Annotated in this window: 20 protein-coding genes and 1 pseudogene; 12 read left to right on the top strand and 9 right to left on the bottom strand. The window is 59.9% G+C overall.

What is annotated here, in order from left to right; translation table 11 throughout:
- The first annotated feature begins 5 nt into the window (after positions 1 to 5).
- The 6 genes from SP68_RS05670 (at position 6) to SP68_RS05645 (ending at position 5,660) form a co-directional block, all read left to right on the top strand.
- A complete protein-coding gene (locus SP68_RS05670) occupies positions 6 to 809 on the top strand; it encodes an ABC transporter substrate-binding protein (RefSeq protein WP_004899993.1) in 804 nt (267 codons plus the stop codon).
- A 30-nt stretch (positions 810 to 839) separates the two neighbouring features.
- A complete protein-coding gene (locus SP68_RS05665) occupies positions 840 to 2,360 on the top strand; it encodes an amino acid ABC transporter permease/ATP-binding protein (protein ID WP_008806112.1) in 1,521 nt (506 codons plus the stop codon).
- Entirely contained in the window at positions 2,361 to 3,089 is a 729-nt protein-coding gene (locus tag SP68_RS05660) for a class II aldolase/adducin family protein (RefSeq protein ID WP_004899997.1), read from the top strand.
- Between the two features lie 5 nt (positions 3,090 to 3,094).
- Positions 3,095 to 4,027: a 2-hydroxyacid dehydrogenase gene (locus SP68_RS05655; protein WP_040968810.1), complete on the top strand. Its 933-nt coding sequence runs from the start codon at positions 3,095 to 3,097 to the stop codon at positions 4,025 to 4,027.
- A 60-nt stretch (positions 4,028 to 4,087) separates the two neighbouring features.
- Entirely contained in the window at positions 4,088 to 4,882 is a 795-nt protein-coding gene (locus tag SP68_RS05650) for an SDR family NAD(P)-dependent oxidoreductase (RefSeq protein ID WP_008806114.1), read from the top strand.
- 157 nt (positions 4,883 to 5,039) lie between these two features.
- Positions 5,040 to 5,660 (top strand): hypothetical protein, encoded by a 621-nt coding sequence (locus SP68_RS05645; RefSeq protein ID WP_040968811.1) that lies wholly within the window; start codon positions 5,040 to 5,042, stop codon positions 5,658 to 5,660.
- A 54-nt stretch (positions 5,661 to 5,714) separates the two neighbouring features.
- Here the strand turns inward: SP68_RS05645 and SP68_RS05640 are convergent, their stop codons facing one another.
- Positions 5,715 to 6,551, bottom strand: a complete 837-nt coding sequence (locus tag SP68_RS05640; protein ID WP_050597284.1) for a transporter substrate-binding domain-containing protein — start codon at positions 6,549 to 6,551, stop codon at positions 5,715 to 5,717.
- A 465-nt stretch (positions 6,552 to 7,016) separates the two neighbouring features.
- On the opposite strand from SP68_RS05640, the gene SP68_RS05635 reads away from it, so the two are divergent.
- Both SP68_RS05635 and SP68_RS05630 read left to right on the top strand, forming a co-directional pair.
- A complete protein-coding gene (locus SP68_RS05635; protein ID WP_040968812.1) occupies positions 7,017 to 7,568 on the top strand; it encodes a fimbrial protein in 552 nt (183 codons plus the stop codon).
- A gap of 36 nt (positions 7,569 to 7,604) precedes the next feature.
- Complete coding sequence (locus SP68_RS05630; RefSeq protein WP_022065765.1) at positions 7,605 to 8,294, top strand: fimbrial biogenesis chaperone; 690 nt, start codon at positions 7,605 to 7,607, stop codon at positions 8,292 to 8,294.
- Here SP68_RS05630 and SP68_RS05625 read toward each other — a convergent pair.
- The 5 genes from SP68_RS05625 to exaC form a co-directional block, all read right to left on the bottom strand.
- Entirely contained in the window at positions 8,291 to 9,385 is a 1,095-nt protein-coding gene (locus tag SP68_RS05625) for a fimbrial protein (protein WP_008806119.1), read from the bottom strand. The two genes, SP68_RS05630 and SP68_RS05625, sit on opposite strands and share 4 nt — an antisense overlap.
- Positions 9,386 to 9,392: 7 nt before the next feature.
- A complete protein-coding gene (locus SP68_RS05620) occupies positions 9,393 to 11,906 on the bottom strand; it encodes a fimbria/pilus outer membrane usher protein (protein ID WP_032736316.1) in 2,514 nt (837 codons plus the stop codon).
- A gap of 78 nt (positions 11,907 to 11,984) precedes the next feature.
- Entirely contained in the window at positions 11,985 to 12,647 is a 663-nt protein-coding gene (locus SP68_RS05615) for a fimbrial biogenesis chaperone (protein WP_008806121.1), read from the bottom strand.
- 194 nt (positions 12,648 to 12,841) lie between these two features.
- Entirely contained in the window at positions 12,842 to 13,435 is a 594-nt protein-coding gene (locus SP68_RS05610) for a fimbrial protein (RefSeq protein ID WP_008806122.1), read from the bottom strand.
- Positions 13,436 to 14,136: 701 nt separating this feature from the next.
- Positions 14,137 to 15,657, bottom strand: a complete 1,521-nt coding sequence (gene exaC, locus SP68_RS05605; RefSeq protein ID WP_008806123.1) for an acetaldehyde dehydrogenase ExaC — start codon at positions 15,655 to 15,657, stop codon at positions 14,137 to 14,139.
- 263 nt (positions 15,658 to 15,920) lie between these two features.
- On the opposite strand from exaC, the gene SP68_RS05600 reads away from it, so the two are divergent.
- A complete protein-coding gene (locus SP68_RS05600) occupies positions 15,921 to 17,708 on the top strand; it encodes a sigma-54-dependent Fis family transcriptional regulator (RefSeq protein ID WP_016161670.1) in 1,788 nt (595 codons plus the stop codon).
- Between the two features lie 2 nt (positions 17,709 to 17,710).
- Here the strand turns inward: SP68_RS05600 and SP68_RS05595 are convergent, their stop codons facing one another.
- Together SP68_RS05595 and SP68_RS05590 are read right to left on the bottom strand one after the other, a co-directional pair.
- Complete coding sequence (locus tag SP68_RS05595) at positions 17,711 to 18,307, bottom strand: undecaprenyl-diphosphatase (RefSeq protein ID WP_008806125.1); 597 nt, start codon at positions 18,305 to 18,307, stop codon at positions 17,711 to 17,713.
- 59 nt (positions 18,308 to 18,366) lie between these two features.
- On the bottom strand, positions 18,367 to 19,284 hold the full coding sequence (locus SP68_RS05590) for a LysR family transcriptional regulator (RefSeq protein ID WP_039102456.1): 918 nt from the start codon (positions 19,282 to 19,284) through the stop codon (positions 18,367 to 18,369).
- A gap of 103 nt (positions 19,285 to 19,387) precedes the next feature.
- Between SP68_RS05590 and SP68_RS05585 the strand changes: the two genes are divergently transcribed.
- The 3 genes and pseudogenes from SP68_RS05585 to SP68_RS05575 all read left to right on the top strand — a co-directional run bounded on the left by SP68_RS05585 (position 19,388) and on the right by SP68_RS05575 (position 20,922).
- On the top strand, positions 19,388 to 19,993 hold the full coding sequence (locus SP68_RS05585; RefSeq protein WP_008806127.1) for an FMN-dependent NADH-azoreductase: 606 nt from the start codon (positions 19,388 to 19,390) through the stop codon (positions 19,991 to 19,993).
- A 75-nt stretch (positions 19,994 to 20,068) separates the two neighbouring features.
- Positions 20,069 to 20,368: an ArsR/SmtB family transcription factor gene (locus SP68_RS05580; RefSeq protein ID WP_002914277.1), complete on the top strand. Its 300-nt coding sequence runs from the start codon at positions 20,069 to 20,071 to the stop codon at positions 20,366 to 20,368.
- Between the two features lie 7 nt (positions 20,369 to 20,375).
- Positions 20,376 to 20,922, top strand: a pseudogene (locus SP68_RS05575) (rhodanese family protein).
- On the opposite strand, the gene lpxO reads toward SP68_RS05575, so the two are convergent.
- The gene (gene lpxO / locus SP68_RS05570) at positions 20,903 to 21,805 is read right to left on the bottom strand and encodes a lipid A hydroxylase LpxO (protein WP_012540802.1); all 903 of its coding nucleotides are present in this window, start codon (positions 21,803 to 21,805) and stop codon (positions 20,903 to 20,905) included. The pseudogene SP68_RS05575 and the gene lpxO sit on opposite strands and share 20 nt — an antisense overlap.
- Between the last annotated feature and the right edge of the window lie 168 nt (positions 21,806 to 21,973).

Genomic DNA, 21,973 nt, shown 5'->3' with positions numbered 1-21,973 from the left:
CCATGATGACTAGCACCCTGAAAAAAATCTCGCGCCGTGTCGCGCTTACCCTCGCCGTCAGCGCCTGTTTTTCCCCTGTCACCCAGGCGGCGGAACTGCTGACCGAGGGCGTCTTTAAGGTGGGGATGGAGGTCACCTACCCGCCGTTTGAGTCCTATGACAGCAATAACAACATCGTCGGTCTCGACCCGGATTTCGCCGCGCTGATCGCCCAACATCTGCAGGCCAAACCGCAGCTGATCGACACCAAGTTCACCAGCCTGATCCTCGGCATCGGCAAGAAATATGATGCGGTGATCTCCGGGATGTACGTGACGCCGGAACGCCAGAAACAGGCCGACGCCATCCCTTACGCCCTCTCCGGCGCGTCGATCATCGCCCTGAAGGGCGGCGCGGTGCAGCCGAAAACCGAAGATGAGCTGTGCGGCGTGAAGGTCGGCCTGCAGGCAGGCACCACCTGGGTGACCAGCCTGAAAAAACACTCCGATGAGTGGTGCCTGAAAAACGGCAAACCGGCCATCACCATTCAGGAGTTCCCGACGGCGCCGGAAGCCTCGCAGGCGCTGCTGTCGAAGAACATCGGCGCCCAGCTTGAGATTGCCCCGGCGGCGCAGATCATCGTCGACAAGAGCCGCGGCCGCCTGGGGATAAGCTCTACGCGCCTGGTCTACCCGCTGCCGTTGGGGATCTACGTCGCCAAAGGCAACACCGAGCTGGCGGAGGCGATTAAGGCTACCCTGGCCGCGCTGAAAGCCAACGGCCAATATGCCGCGCTGATCAAAAAATACAACTTAGAAAGCATCGATTAAGACAATAAGCACTGCGCAACAGGAGTCGGTATGGCGTTCGATTGGGGATACTTTTTTTCACTGTTTAGCATTGGAGCATTCTGGCAGGCGTGCGTGACCGTGATCGTGGTCAGCACCTTGTCCTGGGGGATCGGCCTGGTGGTCGGTTTTCTGTTAGCCTGCGCGAAGCTCTCCGCGCCGCGCTGGGTCAAGATCCCCGTCGAACTCTATATCTGGTTTTTTCGCAGCGTGCCGCTGATGGTGCTGCTGGTGTTTGTCTACAACCTGCCGCAGCTGTTTCCGGTGACCCAGCCGCTACTCGGGGTGCCGTTTATCGCCGGGCTGGTGTCGATGACCGTCACCGAAGCGGCCTATATGGCGGAGATCCACCGCGGCGGCCTGCTGTCGGTGGCCAAGGGGCAGAGCGAGGCGGGCCATGCGCTGAGCTTCAGCTTTATCGGCATCCAGCGGCTGATTGTTATTCCTCAGGCGTTTCGCATCTCGCTGCCGACGCTGATCAATGAATACATCACCATCATTAAGCTGAGCTCGATTCTGTCGGTGGTCTCCTTACCCGAGCTGCTGCTCACCGGCCAGCGCTTGTATGCGCAAAATTTCCTCGTGATGGAGACCCTGCTGGCGGTGGCGGTGTACTACGTGATGGTGGTTACCGTCTTCACCTGGCTGTTCCGGGCGCTGGAAAATCGTCTCGATATTCAGCGCAAGCGTCCGCAAACCCTCAGCGAGGCGGAATGCCAGGCGCTGCGCCAGAGCCTGCCGGCGCTGACGGAGGAGATCAAAACGCCGGCCGTCAACGGCGCGCCGCCAGCGCTCGATCTGCGGGGCATCCGCAAATCCTGGGGTCAGCATGAGGTGCTGAAAGGCATCGATCTGCAGGTGGAGAACGGGGAGGTGATCAGCATCATCGGCCCGTCCGGCTCCGGCAAAACCACCCTGATCCGCACCATCAACGCCCTCGAAAGCCTTGATGGCGGGGAGATCATTCTCTACGGCGAGGACTATCTGAAGGGCGGAGCCATCGTCGACAAACGCCAGATGCGCGCCGGGGTGCGGCGCATCGGCATGGTCTTCCAGAGCTTCAACCTGTTCCCCCACCGCACGGTGCTCGACAACGTGATGCTGGCCCCGCGCTATCACCAGCTGCTTGACCAGCCGGTCGCCCGCGAGCAGGCCCTGGCGCTGCTCGACCGCGTCGGCCTGCTGGCCCATGCCCACAAATACCCCTGGCAGCTCTCAGGCGGCCAGCAGCAGCGCGTGGCGATCGCCCGGGCGCTGGCGCTGAAGCCGGACATTATGCTGTTTGACGAGCCAACCTCGGCGCTGGATCCGGAGCTGGTAGGCGAAGTGTTGAAGGTCATTCAGTCGCTGGCCCGCGAAGGCATGACCATGCTGATTGTCACTCACGAGATGGACTTCGCCCTGTCGATTTCCGACCGCGTGGTGCTGATGGAGAACGGCGTGGTGCAGGCCGATATCGCCCCGCAGGTGATCCGCAGCCCGCTGGAGGCCCCTTCTCTGCAACGAATCCGTGAATTTATGGGAGTACGCTAAATGGCAACTGAGCAACACCTGCGCCAGCAGTTGGCCGCCGCCTACCGGCTGGCGGCGCTGTTCGGCTGGGAGGATACCCTCTACACCCACTTCTCCGTGCGCCTGCCCGGCGATGGCGAGCCGCGTTTTTTAATTAACCCCTTCGGCATGATGTTTGACGAAGTCACCGCCAGCAACCTGATCGTGGTGGATATGCAGGGCAAGGTCGTAGAGGGCGACGCGCCAGCTAACTCGGCGGGCTTTACCATCCACAGCGCGGTGCATATGGCCCGGGAAGACGCCCACTGCGTGATCCACACCCATACGCTGCCGGGAATGGCGGTGGCCGCCTGCGAGGACGGCCTGCTGCAGCTTAACCAGATCAGCACCGAGTTTTACCAGCGCGTCGGCTACCATCCCTATGAAGGGGTGGCCTTTGACCTCGACGAACGGGCGCGCATCCAGCGCTCGCTGGGGAATAATATCGCCATGATCCTGCAGAGCCACGGCCTGCTGTCGGTGGGCCGCACCGTGGCTGACGCCTTTTATATCATGTACTACCTGAACCGCGCCTGCGAGATCCAGATGGCCACCGCCCAGCTGGCGGCCCTCAGCCCGATCCACACCATCGCTCCGCACCTCAGCCAGCACGCCTGCGAGCAGCTGATGGGCGTGGAGCATGAACGTCAACAGGTCTGGCAGGCGTGGCTGCGCCGTCTTGACCGTCTCGATACCTCTTACAAAGACTAACGCCTATGTCTGTTATCACTATCGTTGTGGATTGTAACGACGCGGATTTCGCCCGCGATATTTGCGCCGCCCTGCAGCAGTTTCCCGACGTCACGGCGCTTCTGCCCCATCACCAGGCGGCGCGCGACGCCCAGTACGCCAGCTGCTGGTTCCCGGACCCGCAGCTGCTGAGCCGCTCGCCGGGGCTGAAGCTGATCCAGGCCGCGTCCGCCGGGGTCGATCATCTGCCGCCCGCGCTGTTCGCCAGCGAGATCCCGCTGTGCCGGGTGATCGATGAAGATTTTCGCCACGGCATGTTCGAATATGCTCTGTGGAGCGTCCTGTGGTTTCAGCGCCATTTCGACCGGGCGCTGGCCCACCAGCGAACCCAAACCTGGAAGCTCTATCCCCAGCGCGCCGCCGCCGACTTCCATATCGGCATTATGGGTCTCGGCGAAATTGGCGGCTATATCGCTGACCAGCTGGCCCGCCTCGGCTATCGTGTCTCCGGCTGGTCGCGCAGTGAAAAGCAGCTGGCTGGTGTCACCTGCTATCGCGGCGAGGAGGCGCTCGACCACTTTCTTGGGTCGCTTGACGGGCTGATTAACCTCCTGCCGCTCACCGCGCAGACCCGAGGTATCCTCGCCGCGCCGCTGTTCAACCGGCTACCCGCCGGGGCGGTGTTGATCAATTGCGGCCGCGGGGAGCATATGGTCAATGACGATGTGCTGGCGGCGCTGGAGAGCGGCCAGCTCGCCGGGGCGGTGCTCGACGTCTTCCCGCAGGAGCCATTGCCGGCGGACGATCCGCTGTGGCGCCATCCGCAGGTGGTCATCACCCCGCATATGGCCTCTGCGGCCCCTGCCGAGGTGATCGCCCGCCAGTTGCTGGAGAACATTCAGCGCCAGCGCCGCGGGCTGCCGCTGAAGAACCTGGTCAATAAGCACGCCGGTTACTGATCCCCAGCCATACTGCCGCTGCTACGCTTAATGGGAGATCCACAACCAGAAGGCAGGAACATGAAGATTGATTTATCGGGGAAAGTCGCGCTGGTCACCGCCTCCACGGCGGGTATTGGCTTCGCCATCGCCAAAGGCCTGGCGGAGAGCGGCGCAGAGATCATCATTAACGGGCGCAGCGAGCAGAGCGTGAACGCCGCCATCGCTCGTCTGCAAAATGAGGTGTCGGGCGCGAAGGCGCGACCCGCCATCGCCGACCTCAGCGACGCCGACGGCGCAGCCCAGCTGCTGCGGGCGGTGACCGGCGTCGATATTCTGGTCAATAACGCCGGGATCTATGGCCCGCAGGATTTCTACGCCACCGACGACGCGACATGGGACAACTACTGGCAGACCAACGTCATGTCCGGCGTACGCCTGTCACGGGGGCTGCTCCCGGCGATGGTCAGTAAAGGCTGGGGGCGGGTGGTGTTTATCTCCTCAGAATCGGCGCGCAATATCCCGGCGGACATGATCCATTATGGCGTGACCAAGACCGCGCAGCTGTCGCTGGCCCGCGGCCTGGCGAAATATGTCGCCGGCAGCGGAGTGACCGTTAACAGCGTACTGCCAGGGCCGACGATTTCCGACGGCTTTGCCGAGATGCTGAAAGACGACGTGGCGAAAACCGGCAAGTCGCTGGAGGAACTGGCGAAAGCGTTTGTCATGACCCATCGTCCGAGCTCGGTGATCCAGCGGGCGGCCTCGGTGGAAGAGGTCGCCAATATGGTGGTCTACGTCTGCTCGCCGCAGGCATCGGCCACCTCCGGTGCCGCACTGCGCGTCGACGGCGGCGTGGTGGATGATATTCTCTGACGCCCACCTCATTCAGGGGAGTCACCCTCCCCTGTCGCCTTCGCCGGCGCTAAACCGCGCAAAATGTTAAAAAAACGCGGCAAAGTCGCACAAAGTGAGCAGGAACATGCATTCCCAAAACTTATGATATTTCTTTTAAGTATAAGTTGTGGTGTTAATGTCTCTGTTACGATGCTTGCTATTCTTTCTCGGCGCGGCGGTCGCAGCCGCCCTCGCGGTACTCTGTCTATGGGTGGATATTCGGGTGTTTGGCAACGACATCCCGGAGGTGTCGCTCACCGAAGTGGTGCAGGAGAGCGTGCTGGCCGTCATCGTACTGGTTCACTTCCTGCTGGCGCGAAAATATACCCACCTGCGCTATAGCAATATCCTCATCGGCGGCTTCTTCCTCGCCATGCTGATCCGTGAACTGGATGGCCTGTTTGATTTGCTCTCCCACGGCAGCTGGGTGTGGTTTGCCCTGCTGGCCACCGTAGGGTCGCTGCTGGCGCCGCTGCGCCATCTGCGTCAGACCCTGTCGCAACTGGCGGAGTATACCCGCACGCCCTATTACGGGATGATGATCAGCGGCCTGCTGGCGATTCTGGTCTTCTCGCGGCTGTTCGGCATGCACGGCCTGTGGTACGCCGTGCTGGATGAGAACTACGCCCGGGTGGTGAAAAACACGGTCGAGGAAGGCAGCGAGTCGTTTGGCTATATGCTGTGCCTGACCGCCACCCTCGGCTACGCCTGCTACTTCCGCGGCCTCGCGCGACAGCCCCTGTCGCCGCAGCGCTAACCGTGGACGATAACCACCGCCGGACGCGTCTGCCGGCGGTGGCGCGCCGCCGCGTTAACCGCGAATTTTCCACTTCCGTTTGAGAACCTCTTTGTCCTGGCTATCCAGCCACTGGTTCACTTTCTCCAGCAGCGCCGGGTTATCCTTATTCATCATATACACCTTGTCGCTGGCGGTGCCGGCGAACGGTGTTTCGTTAGCAACGCAGAACACGCCGGGCTCTTTGCTTTGGTAATAGTCGCCTTCGATCAGGTCTGTCACCATCATATCGGCTGTTTTCTGCCGCAGCGCCTCCAGATTGTCGACGTTGTTCTGTACGCGAATGATCTGCGCCTGCTTGATATGCTCATCGACAAAGCTCTGGTTTGTGCCGCCAGGGTTGACGACCACCTTCACCTCCGGGCGGTCAATCTTCGCCAGCGAGCCGAGCCGCGGGGCGGCCTGGCAGTTGGCTAAGGCGATTTTACCGTTCGCCACTACCGGGTGGCTGAGGGCGAAGCCCTTCGCCCGCGCCGGAGTCTGCGTCACGCCGCCCATCGCAATATCAAACTTGTCCGCCCGCAGATCGGCGGCGAGCGCTGGCCAGCTGGTGTAGACGAAGCTCACCTTCAGCCCCAGCGTGCGCCCGAGATCGCGGGCCATGTCCACGTCATAGCCCTGCAGCTCGCCGGCGGCATTGCGAAACGCCAGCGGGGCGTAATCGCCCGGCACGCCCACTTTCAGCTCACCGCTGTGCTCGATGGTTTGCATATCGCGCGCCTGGGCGCCGCAGGTCATTATCGCCAGCGTCAGCGCCAGCCCCACCGTCAGTTTCATCTCGCCATCCTTATCGTTATCGATTTTTCGCGCCGGGGTGATCGGCCGCTTATCAGTCCACACCATCCGCAGCATACGCCAGGGCATTCATCCTATTTTTAATCATCGTGACATACAACCCGGCAGCACGGTTGCCGATCGCAAATCTGGCGATAAAAAACAGCCCCCTCCGGTGAATGATCCCTCATCTGCCGGGCGTAGCCTTACGTGAACGATCGTATTTTCCACCATGAAGTGGGTTCGAACACCTGGCAAAAAAGAGCAATAAGCTATTTCTAATGCATTGAATTAAAATAGCAATTTATTTTATCGAGCGATATTTGGCATTCAACTCGCGTTAATAACCGTCTTATTTACGTCGCAATTCCCCCACGCTACTATCCCGACAAAAGCAGCCCCTAAATAACAAGCCAGTTTATTTCCTGGTATTAATAAATTTGTCAGTCAGATGAATTAATAAAAAACATACCTGGCGTAAATAAGACTCATCAAAATAACGGCCCTGGCGCCAGCTTTACGGGCAATAGAGAAGGAAAGAAAATGAAAATAATCACGCTGTGTCTGGCGACGGTCTTTGCCGGGCTGGCCGCTGTCCCTGCACTCGCGGCAGAGGGCAAGCTGAATTTCATCGGCAAGGTCGTGAACGCCTCCTGCAAGCTCGAAGGGGTGAACGACAGCGGGGTCATCGACGTCAGTATGGGCGCTATTCCGCTGTCGAGACTGAAAAACAGTCAGTCTGGGACCGGGCCGGCGGTCGGCATCGACATTCGCGTTAAAGATTGTGAGAAAGGCACTTACTACATTGTGGTTGACGGCCCCTCGCCTGCCGACACACCTGAAAACCGCGTGCTGGCGCTCGACGGCAGCGGTAAGCCGGCCAGCAAGGTAGGTATTCTGCTCACTGACCGCACGGGCACCCCGCTCAGCCTCGATGAACGCCTTGATCCGCAACACGATCCCCGCATAGAGATCCCGGTGGACGGCGGCTCCGGAACCTTCAGGCTGAACGCCTTCTATTACACCTGGGACAAAACCCACGCCGATCCCGGCGACGGCAATGCGACGGCCCGATTTACCATTATGCAGGAATAGCTTCCCGGTCAGGGATGAGACGTCAAGGGAGTCCTCATGAAAACACAACTGGCGGTTCTGCTCTGCGCAGTGACCTTTCAGGCCTGCGCCGGGATCACCATTAATGCCACGCGGGTGGTCTATTCCGGGAAAGAAAAGGTCGCCAGCCTGAACATTCACAATCGCAGCAGCACGCCTTATAAAGTGCAGATCTGGCTGGACGCCGGACTCAATACCTCGCGCGTCGGCCTGCCGATAGTGGCGACGCCGCCGCAGGTCTATTTATCGCCGCAACAATCCGCCCAGCTGCGCTTTATCTATCTCGGCGGCGGGCTGCCCGGCGATCGGGAAAGCGTGTACTGGGTCAATATCCAGGAGACGCCTCCCGCAGCCGTCGGCACGCATACGCTGCAATTTGTCGTCCGTACCCGCCTGAAGCTCTTTTATCGTCCGCCCGCCATCACCACCACCCTCGCCAGAGAGGTGCAAAAGCTGCAGTGGCAGCAGAGCGGGAATCACCTGCGCTTTACCAACTCAGGCCCACTGCATATCACCCTGGTCAACGGGACGCTGATCGATAATAAAGGCCACCTCTCGCCGATGAGAAACGTGATGCTCCGGCCATACAGCAGCCATACCGTGATGACCACCGACAGCACTCGCCTGTACCAGCTGAACTATATCGACGACTACGGCGCGGTGGTGCCCATCCCCCTGCAGAATGCCCATGCGCCAGCGTCAGGCTAGTTATACTCCAGGGCGAAGGTCACCATGCTGTTGGCCGTGCCCGCCCCCACCGTGGCGTCAGTTTGCACATACTGGGCGTTAAAATTGATCGCCTCGGCGGTACCGGCGTTTGTGCCGGTCACCCTTTTCAGGATCGGCAAGTTGCTGGCCTCATTGATCTTAACGCTGGTGCCATCAGAGACCGCCGCGCCGGGGTTATTACCGTAGGTCAGCTTCACGCCGACGCCGCTGGCGCTGTTGCTGGCCTTGCTCAGGGCCAGGGTATCGCTCTCCACGCTGACGCCGAAAAAGCCGATGCGCACGTCGGTCGGCGACGGGCAGAACACCGGGATCGAAAAGCGCTTCGCCTGGCCGCCGGTGCTCCCTTTACCGTGAAACTCCGCCCGGTTTACCGTGCCCAGAGTGACCTGGATCGTCGACGTCGCTACCTGACAGCTGCCGCTGCTGCCGATGTCCACGTTCAGGGCCGCCATATCGATACTGACCGGCGCGCTGGCGACATAGCTGGCGCTCCCGCTGGCCTGCTGCTCAATGGTCATCTCCCCCACCTGCGGCAGCGACGGCGAGTTGGTGTGCGTCCCGTCCGCCAGCTGCACCGTCCCGGTTTTATAGAAGGTCACCGCGATCCTGACCGTGGTTTGCTGCTGCGTCATCAGCGCCGGAAGCATTGCGCTGTCGCACACCACCACCGACTCGCCGCCTGCGGAGTGGCTGCCGTCGATAGCGCGCATCGGGCCGCCCGCGCACTGAAAGCTGAGCGAGTAACCGATGCCGTCGATGGCGCTGGGGTAGACGTGCTGTCCGTTAATCACCACCGGCGAGCCGCCGGTTTTCAGTTGCTTATAGACGATGCGTTTGGCGCTCGCCGTCGGCAGCTGCAGGTCGCAGGAAAAGGGGATCCCGCTGCCGTTATCCGCCATCGCGCTGGTCATCTGGGTATTGACCGGCAGCGTGGGTAAATATTTGATATTGGGAATATTGACCGTGGTCTGGCCGATATTCGCGCGGCAGGTTTCAGCCCGCACGCCGGGGAGGTAACCACTCAGCGCCAGCAGAAAGAGAACAGGAAGTAGACGAAAAACAGATTTCATAGCCGCCTCAGCGTGTCTGGCACAGTCCGGAGACGGTTTTCACCGTATTCAGACTCTGCTGTGGGTTATCCGGAAGTTGAAAATGCAGCGTGCAGCTCTGCGACTGGTTGTTAACGACCCAGCTCACCGCCAGGGTCCCCTCCTGCGGCACGCCGCTGAGGTACACCTGCCCACCGTCGGCCACCATGCCGCCCGGCGCATTGCCGCTCTCCTCCGCCGTGACCAGCCGCGCGCTGGCGCCAAACGGCAACGGCCCCTGGGCATTGCGCAGGGTAAACAGCACCCGGTTGCCAATGTGGGTCCGGTAGTTGGCCATCACCACCGCGCCGCCGCCGGGGATCACGGTCTGCCCCTCCTGATCGACGTCGGTATCGTCGGCCATCGACTCTGTGTCGAGGGTAATGACATTTTTTCGATAGGCGGTCAGGGATGGCACCACGGCATAGCCGCGCCAGTCGGTGTGCACATTGTTGCCGTTTTGTACCGCCACCCCAGCGGCCCCCGGCGCGCGGACGATGGCGAAGCTCTCGCCCACCGTCTGGCCGAAGGTGACGCCGTGCGGATGCGCGACCACCGAGCCGGCGCCTCCCCAGGTCAGCTGGTTGCTGGCGGCGTCATGACGATAGCCGAGCTGGGCGTTGCCGAAGCCGCCGTGGTAATCCAGCGCGACGCTGCTGTTGCTGCCTCGCCCCTGGTTGCCATAGCCCTGCTGGACCGAATAGAACAGATTTGGCCGCGTCGGCACCGCGCCATACAGCAAGACCTGCTGCGAGGTATAGCCATTGCTGTCCGAGGTGGTGTTATAGCTTACCGCGCTGTCGGACAGCGGGCCGCCCAGCGGGATGTTGATATTAAATGACCAGGAACGGTCATTTTTTTCCTGATTGCTGGCGCGGGTGTAGTAATAGCCCACGCCCCAGGAGATCCCCTTCCAGGCGCTGTAGAACCCGAGGTGTACCGTCTCATCCCGGCTCTGCCGGTGCCAGTAATCCTGCGACCAGGCGGAGATCGCCAGACTGCCGAGGCCGCCAAGGCTTTGTGTCACCGACAGCTCTTCCCGGCGACGCCGGTTGTCCACCTGCCCCTGCGCGCTTTCCAGCGCGCTGGCTTCGGCAAAATCGTAATAGCCGCTGGAGGAGTAGCGGTAGCTGGCGAGGCTGAATGAAGTCCCCGAGCTGACAAAATCTTTCTGATACTGGGCGCGCAGCGAATGGCCCGCGTAGCGCTTGCCCGACGGCGTGCGGGTGATGGCCTGGGTCACGTCGCCTCCCAGCGATCCGAACTCGCCGAAACCGCGCCCCAGGCCCAGCGCCCAGGACTGATAGTCCTGGGCCAGTTGCGTACCGCCGTAGAGAGTAAATCCCGCCGACAGACCGTAGAACAGGGTTCCCTGCAGGAATTCCGGCGAGCGGACGGTATCCGCCCCCGAATGGTAGCGCCCGGCGCTAAGGCTGAATTTGCCGCGCCCTTCGCGCAGCATAAAAGGAACTGCGGAATAGGGCTGAGTAAAAGTGCGCACCGAACCATTGCTCTCGGTCACCTTCACCTCCAGATCGCCGCTCTGCGAGGTGGGGTAAAGATCGCTGATGGCAAATGCCCCCGGCGACACGAAGGTTTCGTAGATCACATACCCGTGCTGAGAGACGGTCACTTTGGCATTGCTGTGCGCCACGCCGCGGATGGTGGGGGCAAAGCCGCGCTGGCTGTCCGGAAGCATCTCATCGTCAGACATCAGCTGGACGCCGCGAAAGGGGATGCTGTCAAACACATCGCCGGTGGTGTAGGTATCGCCGATCCGCAGCAAGCTCTTCAGCGAGCGGACGTCGCGCTGCAGCCAGGTGCTCTGGGTATCCCAGTGCCGGCGCTGCTGGTCGTACTGCATTGAGGAGACGTTGCGCAGCCGCCAGGCGCCCAGGTTCACGCCGCTGCGTAAATTGAGGTAGTTTGAGCGGCTGCTCTCCCCGTCATCGGCGTTCTTTATTTGCGCGCCGGAAAAATAGTAATCGACAAACGCGGCCGGCACGCCATCGTCCCAGCGCGAGGGATCGACATAGCCGCGGCTTTGCACGTTCATCGCCGCCTGGGGAATACTCAGCGTCAGGCGCTGGTTAGCAAAGGTGAACCGACTGCTGGCGTCGGGAATAAACTTCTCGATCCGGGTGAAGGTTTCTCCTTCATGCAGCGTTTGAAAGGCGGGAAAGGCGCTGACGTTGACCCCATAATCCGCCAGCTGACCGGGCGTCAGCACCGGCTGCAGCTTCCCGCCATCGTCAACAAACGTAATATCAGCCTGACCCAGCTCCTGATCGTTAACCACCACGGTGACAGAGTAAGTGCCCGGCTGCTGCCCGCCGGGTTTGGCGAAGTAGTGCAGGTCGGAGGTTTGCTGCTGCGGGTCGGCAAACTCCAGCGCCGCCGGGTCAAAATAGTCGTCGGCCAGCGCCCGGTTCAGCGGGCTGAGACAAAACATCATCGTCGGCACTGTCGCCAGCGCCAGCGCCCGTCCTGCGGTCACTGGCATTGCGGCATACTCCCGCACCTTCGCTGTTGTTGTTCTTTTCATGCTGGCGCCGTCCGGTCATGTCATCACAAAAGGGAATTACTGCTGGGCGAAATCGCTGACGCCACCGTAGTCGTTAATCGCCCGCCATTTGACGGCGCCGTGCCCGCTCACCGGCCACGTTTTCTGGCCGAACGGAGCCACCATGCCTGGCTCATCGATGCTCTGCCCGCCCACCGCGACGGAGTAAAAAGAGACAAAATAGGGAGTGGGGTTTGCCACCGTCAGATGACCGCCGGACTGGGTAAACTTCAGTTGCTGCCAGGCTTTTGCCGGGTCGCCTGCCAGACCGTTGGGGCGATAGAAAATTTTGAATTTCGACTTAATATTGACCTGCAGCTTATTCACCTCGCCCTGCGGCGTCGGAGAAATACTTTTGACGTTCAGCCAAAACACCGACTCACGATCGCCGGGCAGCGAGGCGCCAATAAAGTTAATACGCAGAACGTTATTCTGCTCCGGATCGAGACGGAACAGCGGTGGGGTCACAATAAAGGGCACCTTGCTCTTGTCATTTTCCGCGTAATTTTCCACCCACGACTGCACCAGATAGGGTGTGTGAGTATCGGCATTGGTGACTGAAATAGCGGCTTCACGCTTCCCTTCCTGATAAATCACACGGGTTCCCCCCATGACAATACCGGCCTGCGCTGCCGTGGAGCACAGCAGAAAAGCCGCAACGGCAATTATTTTCTTCATCATTAATAACCATCAGGTAAAGGTTGAACAGACAATAAAATAAAGCTGTGAATAACAGAGCCAGTAACCATTGAGATAATTAGCAGGAACAACAATACCGTCACGAATATATATCGCGACTGCTTCGCCATTAATATTTCAACAGACTGCTATGGATCCAGACGCAATGGACTGGCTCTGAATAACGCGCAATATGCTTAGTTATAAATCATATTGAAATTAGCCGTACCGTTGGCATCGCCCGCCGCCACGGCTCCGGTAGAGACATAGTCGGCGTAAAACTCGAGGTCAGCAGAGCCGGTGCCGGCAGTGGCGCCCGCGACGACCGGGTGATCTTTGGACACTTTGCCGAGGCTGACCGCCGTGTTCTGGTCGTCTTCATACAGCTTGATCGCCACGCCGGTGGCGCCGCCATTGGTGGCCAGCAGAGTGGTATCAGACTGATCGCGCGCGCCGTCAAACAGCACCGCAACCTTGGCCACGCTGGCCGGGCAATCTTTGACTTTGATATGGAAGGGAGTTTTGGTGGTTTCGGAGCCGGTGCCGGTAAAATAGCTGCTGGCCCATTTGCCCAGATCCACGGTCTGGCCGGTTGAACCGCTGTCGACGTTGCAGGAGCTGTCGGTAATAGAGCCGTTAAAAATTACCTGCCCACCGGTACCCTGAGTGCCTGCGCTGGCGCCTGGGTTAACGGTCATTGTCGATCTTGCCGGTTGCGTATTGCCTGAAATTGCCGCGCCCGAAACCAGCGCGCCCATGAGAATTGCCATAATACGAAGTTGGGTTTTCATTATTTATCTCATCGTTAACGAATATATCGCACAGTCATCGGCAATAGCGCTTGGCTATCGCGAAGCTGCTCATCAGTTCCTCCTTGTAAATGTTCATTGCGTTCCTTCCGCAGGATAGTAGGCACACGCCCTCTCACTCTGCTTTATTCCGTCAAAAGGTGACCATTAATAAAAAACAGAAGCTAAAAAAGTTATTTTGGTGTGCGAAATAAATATATTACCGCACCTACCAAAAGGCAACCCGGCACAATGTTACGAATAAGTTAATGATTATCAGAGGCATAAAATTTATTTTTGAAATGCCTTTTCAATGTTAATTTACATATCTATACAAACGGCAATAAAACACTTTCAAACAACAACAGATCAAAACCATTAACAAATTTAAAGATAATTACTCAAAAAGTTGTCTTGTTTTATTGTGCTTCCGATCGACAGCACAGGAAAATTAGGAATTTTCCTGGTATTAATATTCATCATTTCTACATAAATGAAGCACAAGTGTCCGCCTCACTGCGCATAATTTCTTGTTGTGGAACCCTTTTTATTTTCAAGTGAAAGATATTACATCAGCCGTGTGAATGTGTTGGTCATGCCGCTCAATAAAACCGGCTAAATAGCAGGGTTATTTTGCAGTTAAAAAAAATCCGCAACCCGGACGGATTGCGGACAGAGGTTGGAACAGAAGCGCGGGGTTGTATTTAGAACAGACCCAGCGGGGCGGTGCCGTAGCTCACCAGCAGATTTTTGGTTTGCTGATAGGCATCCAGCGCCATCTTGTGCGTTTCCCGGCCAACGCCAGACTGTTTATAGCCACCGAACGCCGCATGCGCCGGGTAGACATGATAGCAGTTGGTCCATACGCGGCCGGCTTTAATCCCGCGGCCCATGCGATAGGCGAGGTTGGTATCCCGCGTCCAGACCCCGGCGCCAAGGCCAAACTGGGTCTCATTGGCGATGGTCAGCGCTTCCGCTTCGTCCTTAAAGGTGGTCACCCCGATCACGGGCCCAAAGATCTCCTCCTGGAAGCTGCGCATATCGTTGCGGCCTTTAATCAGCGTGGGCTGAATATAAAAACCGTTATCCAGCGCCGGCGCGATAGCCGCCCGCTCGCCGCCGGTCAGAATTTGCCCGCCCTCTTCCCGCGCAATCTGAATGTAGGAGAGGATCTTATCGAACTGCTGGCGGGAAGCCTGCGCGCCGATCATGGTGTCGGTATCTAACGGGTCACCACGGCGGATCTGCGCCACCTTCTCCATGACCCGCGCCATAAAGGGCTCATAGATGGATTCATGGATCAGCGCCCGCGACGGGCAGGTACATACCTCCCCCTGGTTGAAGAAGCCAAGCACCAGTCCCTCCACCGCCTTCTCAATAAACTCCTCTTCTCCCTCCATTACGTCGGCGAAGTAGATGTTGGGCGATTTGCCCCCCAGCTCGACAGTGCAGGGGATAATATTTTCCGCCGCGCAGGCGAGAATATGCCGCCCGACCGGCGTGGAGCCAGTGAACGCCAGCTTGGCGATACGCTTGCTGGTGGCCAGCGCCTCGCCCGCCTCTTTGCCGAATCCCTGTACCACGTTAAGCACCCCGGCCGGGAACAGATCGCCAATCAGCTCCAGCAGCAGGGTAATGCTCAGCGGCGTCTGTTCAGCCGGCTTGAGCACCACGCAGTTACCCGCCGCCAGGGCCGGGGCCAGCTTCCACGCGGCCATCAGCAGCGGAAAGTTCCACGGGATAATCTGCCCAACCACCCCCAGCGGTTCATGGAAATGATAGGCCACCGTCGTTTCGTCAATCTCGGCGGTGCTTCCCTCCTGGGCGCGCAGGCAGCCGGCGAAGTAGCGGAAATGGTCCACCGCCAGCGGCAGGTCGGCATTCAGGGTTTCGCGGATCGGTTTCCCGTTGTCCCAGCTCTCCGCGACGGCCAGATACTCCAGGTGCTGTTCAATACGATCGGCGACCTGTAGCAGCAGCCTGGAGCGCTGCTGCACTGACGTTTTACCCCACGCCGGCGCCGCACGGTGAGCGGCATCCAGGGCGAACTCAATGTCTTTGGCGTCCGAGCGGGGAAATTGCGCAATGTTGCTGCCGTCGACCGGGGAGGTATTCATAAAGAATTCACCGCTCAGCGGCTCGACAAATTTACCGTCAATGAAGTTGCCGTAAGCGGATTTAAATGAAACCAGGGCGCCGGGCTGGCCAGGATGTGCATAACGCATCGCAAATCTCCTTCTGTAGGGTTGAGACGCAGCGGCATATTGATTTTTTAAACTTGCCGCCGAACGCTTCTCACTTTGCAGGGGTTATGCCAGTTTTTTATTGCCAACAATTTATATTATTTATTAATGAGTTAGGATTATTTATTTACCAGGATGGCAGGCGCTGTCGCACAGATGTCCACTTCTGTGTTGCAAATCGCAACACCAAATAAACCAAATGGCTACAATATTGCAACACAGCAACATCGACCCTGAGGTGCCCTGTGCCAGGTAATCCCTATCTTCTCGCACCAGAGGTTAACGCTAACCCCCTGCTCAGCGACTCGTGGTCTCGCTGCCAGCGCTATGGTCTGGATCCCGCTACCGAGGATTTTCCCCGTCTGCGCGCCGGGGAGCTGGCAGACCGGCTCGCCAGCCACCGCAGCCTGCAGCAGCTGGCGCAGCCGGTGGTGGATGCCCTGTCGCGCCAGGTGGCGGACCTGCAGTCGGTGGTGGTCCTCTCCGACCCCAGTGGCCTGGTGCTGCACACCGTCGGCGATACCCAGGCGATGCAGAAGGCTCAGCGCGTGGCGCTGGCCCCCGGCAATCTGTGGAGCGAAAGCGGGCGCGGGACCAACGCCATTGGCACCGCGCTGGTCATTGATGACGGCTGCGAAATCGATGGCCGCCAGCATTTTCTTACCCGCAATCAGAATCTGTACTGTGCGGCGATGCCGCTCCAGCGGCCGGACGGAAGTATTGCCGGGGTGCTGGATATCTCCGGCCCGGCGGATTTTCCCCACCAGCATACCTTCGGCTGGGTGAAGGCGGCGGCAAAGCAGATTGAGTATCTGTGGGTGAAACAGAGCCTGCATCCGGAGCAGTGGCTGATGAGCCTGCACCGGCAGGTGGACAAGCTCGACAGCGTCGAGGAGCTGCTGCTGGTCTTTTCTGACAACGTCCTCACCGCCGGCAACCGACTGGCGATGCGCGAGTTCGGCCTGAGCGCGGCGCAGTTTGGCCAGCTCACCTTTGCGTCGCTTTTTCCGACGCTGGCGCAAAGGGCGGTCAGCGTCCCGCTGCCGCTGACCACCCCGCAGGGCCGCTATCACTATCGCCTGCGGGAGCCCACCCGCCGCCGGGTGGCGGTAAGCGCCCCGCCGGTCATGCATCTCCCTTTCACCAGCCCGCGCGAAGGCGAAAAGCTGCTGCGGCTGCTCAACGCCGGCATTGCGCTATGCATTGAGGGAGAAACCGGCAGCGGCAAGGAGTATGTCAGCCGTACGCTGCATCAGCACAGCCGCTGGCGCAGTGGCAAATTTGTCGCCATCAACTGCGCGGCCATCCCGGAATCGCTGATCGAATCCGAGCTCTTCGGCTACCAGCCGGGGGCATTTACCGGCGCCAGCAAAAACGGCTATATCGGTAAAATCCGCGAGGCTGAGGGCGGGGTACTGTTTCTCGATGAGATCGGCGATATGCCGCTGGCGCTGCAGACGCGGCTCCTGCGGGTGTTGCAGGAAAAAGAGGTGGCCCCGCTGGGCGCCAGCCGCAGCGTGCCGGTGAATTTCGCCTTGATCTGCGCCACCCACCGCAATCTGACGCAACGGGTCAGCGCCGGCGAATTCCGTGAAGATCTGCTGTGGCGCCTGCGGGAGTATGCCCTGGCGCTGCCCCCGCTGCGCGAGTGGCCGGCGCTGGAAACCTTTATCGCCACGCTGTGGCGCGACCTGGGCGGTGTTTCACGCCGGGTGACGCTTTCAAATGCACTGCTGGTCCACCTCAGCCAGCTGCCGTGGCCGGGAAACGTGCGCCAGCTGCAGAGCGTCCTGAAGGTGATGCTGGCTCTGGCCGATGAGGGCGACACGCTGACGCCCGACGCGCTGCCGGAGGCGTATCGCACCGCGCCTGCGCCGCTGCCGCGCGGAGGATTGCAGGCCCATGACGAGCAGTTGATTGTCGATACCCTGGCCAGCGTTAACGGCAACGTCAGCCGGGCGGCACAGATACTGGGTATCGCCCGCAGCACGCTATACCGCCGCGCCGCCCGTACCGGACGGCCTCGTCGCTGAGGCTATGGCGTAAAGCGCGCCGGCAGCCAGGAGAACATCCGCCGGCTGACGGCCTCGCACAGCAGCACCAGCCGTGGGCCGACCGCCTGCCAGACCCGCTTCGCCACGATGACCCCGCCAATGGAGACCAGGGCTGCGCCCACCATATCCAGCGGAAAATGCACCCCAAGATAGATCCGCGACCAGGCCACCGGCAGCGCAGCCAGCAGCATCAGCAGACCAGGCGCCCGCAGGCGCAGCGACAGCAGCGCAAACGCGGCGCTGAACATCACCGTAGCGTGATCGCTGGGGAAGCTGTTATCCGCCGGATGACTTATCCAGGTATGGCCGAGGGGGATCATAAACGGCCGCGGATGAAACCAGAGCGTCCCGCACACCATCCCCAGCCCGAGGGAAATCATCACGGCCAGGGTCATAAACAGCGCCTGGCGGTGTCCCTCACGACCACCGAGAAACCACAGGCCGAGCGCGATCGCCGGCATCATAAACACGATGCCGCTGGCGCAAAAACGGGCCAGCGACAGCAGGCCCTCCGCGGCGCCAGGCTGCGCGTTAAGCGCGAAAAAAACAGATTGATTCAGGGTTTCCAGGGCGTTCATGGCGATAGCTCTCAGTCGTCATCTTTCTGTCATTATCGCCCGGTCGCCTTAAGATACCCTTAACCGCTGGGCGGTGTGCTTTTAGCAAGGCGCAGTCCTTCCCGCAGGGCATCGATCGCCACCCGCGTTTTTTGCGGCAGCCACGGCCCCTCCGGCCACACCGCGTGGATAGCGAAACGCACCTGAGCGCTGGGCGCCAGCACCTGCTGCAGCGTCCCGTCGGCGAGCGCCTGCGCCACCAGCCAGTCCGGCAACCAGGCGATGCCCATCCCCTGCTGCACCGCCGCCGCGATGGCGGCAAAATCATCCTGTACCAGCCCCGTCTGCGGACTGAAGCGCACTTCGCCCTGCTGCGGGTCGTACAGTTGCCATTTTTGCAGTTGGCCGTTGTGCAGATAGCCGAGGGTGCGGTGCTCGCTCAACCCGGCGATGGTCTGCGGCGCCGGCTGGCGGCGCAGGTACTCCACCGCCGCGCACAGCACCATGCCATGCTCCCCCAGCGCCCGCGCCCGTAGCGACCCGGTATCGGCCAGGTTTCCGATACGCACCGCAAGATCAAACCCCTCCTCCAGCAGATTGACCTGCCGGTCGCTGTAGTGGAGCTCGAGCTTCAGTAACGGATAGCGCTGGCTCAGGCGGAATAGCACCGGCGCCACGCAGCGCTGGCCAAAGAGCACTGGTAGCGAGATCCGCAGCCGCCCCTGCACCTCGCCCTTCCCGCGCTGGAGCGCCTCTTCGGCCTCGCGGATGCGCGCCAGCGCTTCCCGGCACTGGTGGTAAAATTGCTCCCCCTCTTCCGTCAGCAGTTGCCGACGGGTAGTGCGCTGGAATAACGCCACGCCGAGGCGCGCTTCCAGCCGGGCAATGGTTTTACCCACCGCCGAACGCGTCACGTGGAGGATCGCCGCCGCGCTGGCAAAGTTACCGCTCTCGACCACGGTAACAAACACCGGGATCGCGTTCAGATCGTCACGCACAGATTGGTTCCTTACGGGATACAATAGAGGAAAATAATGTCACTCCAGAGAGAAAAAAGACAGTGTTAGTCTCTGCCTCTCCCCTTCACTTGAGGCACTCATCATGGCTAACGTTCTGGTATTAAAATCCAGCATTAATGGCGAAACATCCCTGACCAATCAGCTGATTAACGAATTTCTCGCGGCGCGCCGGGCAGCAGGACACCGCGATCGGCTCACGGAACACGATCTCAGCGCCATGGCGCTGCCAACGCTGGATCGCCCCCTGTTCGCCGCCCTGCGCGGGGCAGTGGATCCGCAGCCAGCCATCCGCGCGGCGGTTGCGCGCTCCGACCAGCTTATCGCCGAGTTAAAAGCCAGCGACCTGCTGGTGATCGGGGCGCCGATGTATAACCTCAACGTCCCGACCGACCTGAAGAAATGGTTCGACCTCGTGGCGCGGGCGCGGGAAACCTTTCGCTACACCGACAGCTGGCCGCAGGGGCTGGTCGAGGGCGTTCGGGCGGTGGTCGTCAGCAGCCGCGGCGGTATTCACCAGGGAGAGACCACCGACGCCATCACCCCCTATCTGCGCGCGGTACTGGGGCTGATGGGGATCCATGAGGTGGAATTTATCTATGCCGAAGGGCTGGACAATCGTCCGCATGGTCGCGACGCAGGGATCGCCAGCGCCCGGGCGCAGATTGCCCAGCTCGCCGTTCCGGCCTGAGTCACAGATAAAAAGTGCTGGCGCAGGGGATGTTTTTATTTTAGAGTTATCTAAATTTAGAAAAAGCTAAAATATATGACCACACCTGAAGACCTGCAGGCCCGCGCCGGAGAAGCCGCCGCGCTGATGAAAGCCATGAGCAATCCTCACCGATTGCTGATCCTGTGCATGCTGTGCGATGCGCCGCGGGCCAGCGCCGGTGAACTGGCCCGCGCTACCGGCCTGAGCCCTTCCGCCACCTCGCAGCACCTTGCGCGGATGCGTGACGAGGGGCTGATCGACAGCGAGCGCGATGCCCAGCGTATCCACTATTTCATCACCCACCCTGCGGTACAGCAGGTGATCAACACGCTGAAAACGCTCTATTGCCCGTGAGGATCCTATGACCATCGCTACCTTAACCCCGGCCGAAGCCCGGGCGCTGATTGCCCAGGGCGCCAGACTGATTGATATCCGTGATGCGGATGAATACGCGCGCGAACATATTCCCGATGCCGAACTGGTGCCGCTCGCCAGCCTGACCAACGGTGCGACCCTCAATGCCCGGGCCGGAGAGACAGTCATCTTTCACTGCCAGGCGGGTTCCCGGACGCAGAATAACGCGATTCGCTTGGCCGCCGCCGCCGCACCGGCGCAGGCAAGCCTGCTGGCCGGGGGGATTCAGGGCTGGAGGGCCGCGGGGTTCCCGGTTGAGGAGGATAAATCCCAGCCGCTGCCGCTGATGCGCCAGGTACAAATTGCCGCTGGCGTCCTGATTTTACTCGGTGTACTGCTGGGCTATACCGTGAGCAGCGGCTTCTTCCTGCTCAGCGGCGCGGTCGGCGCCGGGCTCACCTTCGCCGGGGTGACCGGCTTTTGCGGCATGGCGCGTCTGCTGGCGATCATGCCCTGGAACCGGCGTCATGAGGGTTAAAACGCACTCCAGATAAGCCAGGCAATGCCGCCGAACAGCAGCCATTTAACGATGTAATAGACCGTCTTATTCCATTTTTTCAGCCGCTTGCCGACAATGCGGATCTGGTAGATATAGCGAAACGCCCGGTTAATCCCGCCAATGCGATCGCCGGTATCATTGGGCGCCGAGGCGGCGCTCATCAGATGACGTCCCAGCCAGTGGTTCACCTGCTGCGCCCAGCGGTAGCGCATGGGCCGTTCAATATCACAGAACAGAATCAGCCGATTCTCACCGCTGGTATTTTCCGCATAGTGAATATAGGTCTCATCAAACAGCACCCCTTCCCCATCGCGCCAGCTGTAGCGCTGGCCATCCACCTCGATAAAGCAGCGGTCATCGTTCGGCGTCGCCAGGCCGAGATGAAAGCGCAGCGAACCGGCGTAGGGATCGCGGTGGCGCGGCAGACGGCTGCCGTCTGGCAGGGTGGCGAACATGGCCGCTTTCACCGACGGGATATCGCGCAGTAGCGCGGTGGTGTGTGGGCAGAGCTGGCTGGCGGAGGGATGGGCCTCCTCATACCATTTCAGATAAAAACGTTTCCAGCCGGTTTTAAAAAATGAGTTAAATCCGGCATCGTTATATTTATCGGCCGCTTTAATCTGCTCCAGCTGCTGAAGGTGGAGACCTTCATCGCGAATTACCTGCCAGTTCTGCTGCAATATCGCCAGCTCGGGAAACATCTCCGGGCGCAGATATGGCGTATTCGGCACGCGGGAAAATAAATACATAAATCCATTCAGCGGAGCAGTAAATGTTGAATGATCGGAGAGCTGTCGCCAGAAACGATAGCGCACCCGCCCGCGATAATGGACATACAGAACAGCAATAACAATGATCAATAGAACGATATACTTCATGGTGTCTTTCCTGACCTGATTGATGGTAACCCTACCCTCGCCGTCCCCCCTTCTCAGCAGCGGTATGGCGCCAGCAAAACATTAACAACATTAATACATATACCCCCAAATTGTTTTAACAAAAAACAGCACAGCCAGTGTTCACTGGCCAGTCGTTGAGCTATGGTT

The organism is Klebsiella variicola (assembly GCF_000828055.2).
Lineage (GTDB): Bacteria > Pseudomonadota > Gammaproteobacteria > Enterobacterales > Enterobacteriaceae > Klebsiella > Klebsiella variicola.
Note: the sequence above shows the minus strand (reverse complement) of the source record. Positions and strands in the feature narration are given on the sequence as shown.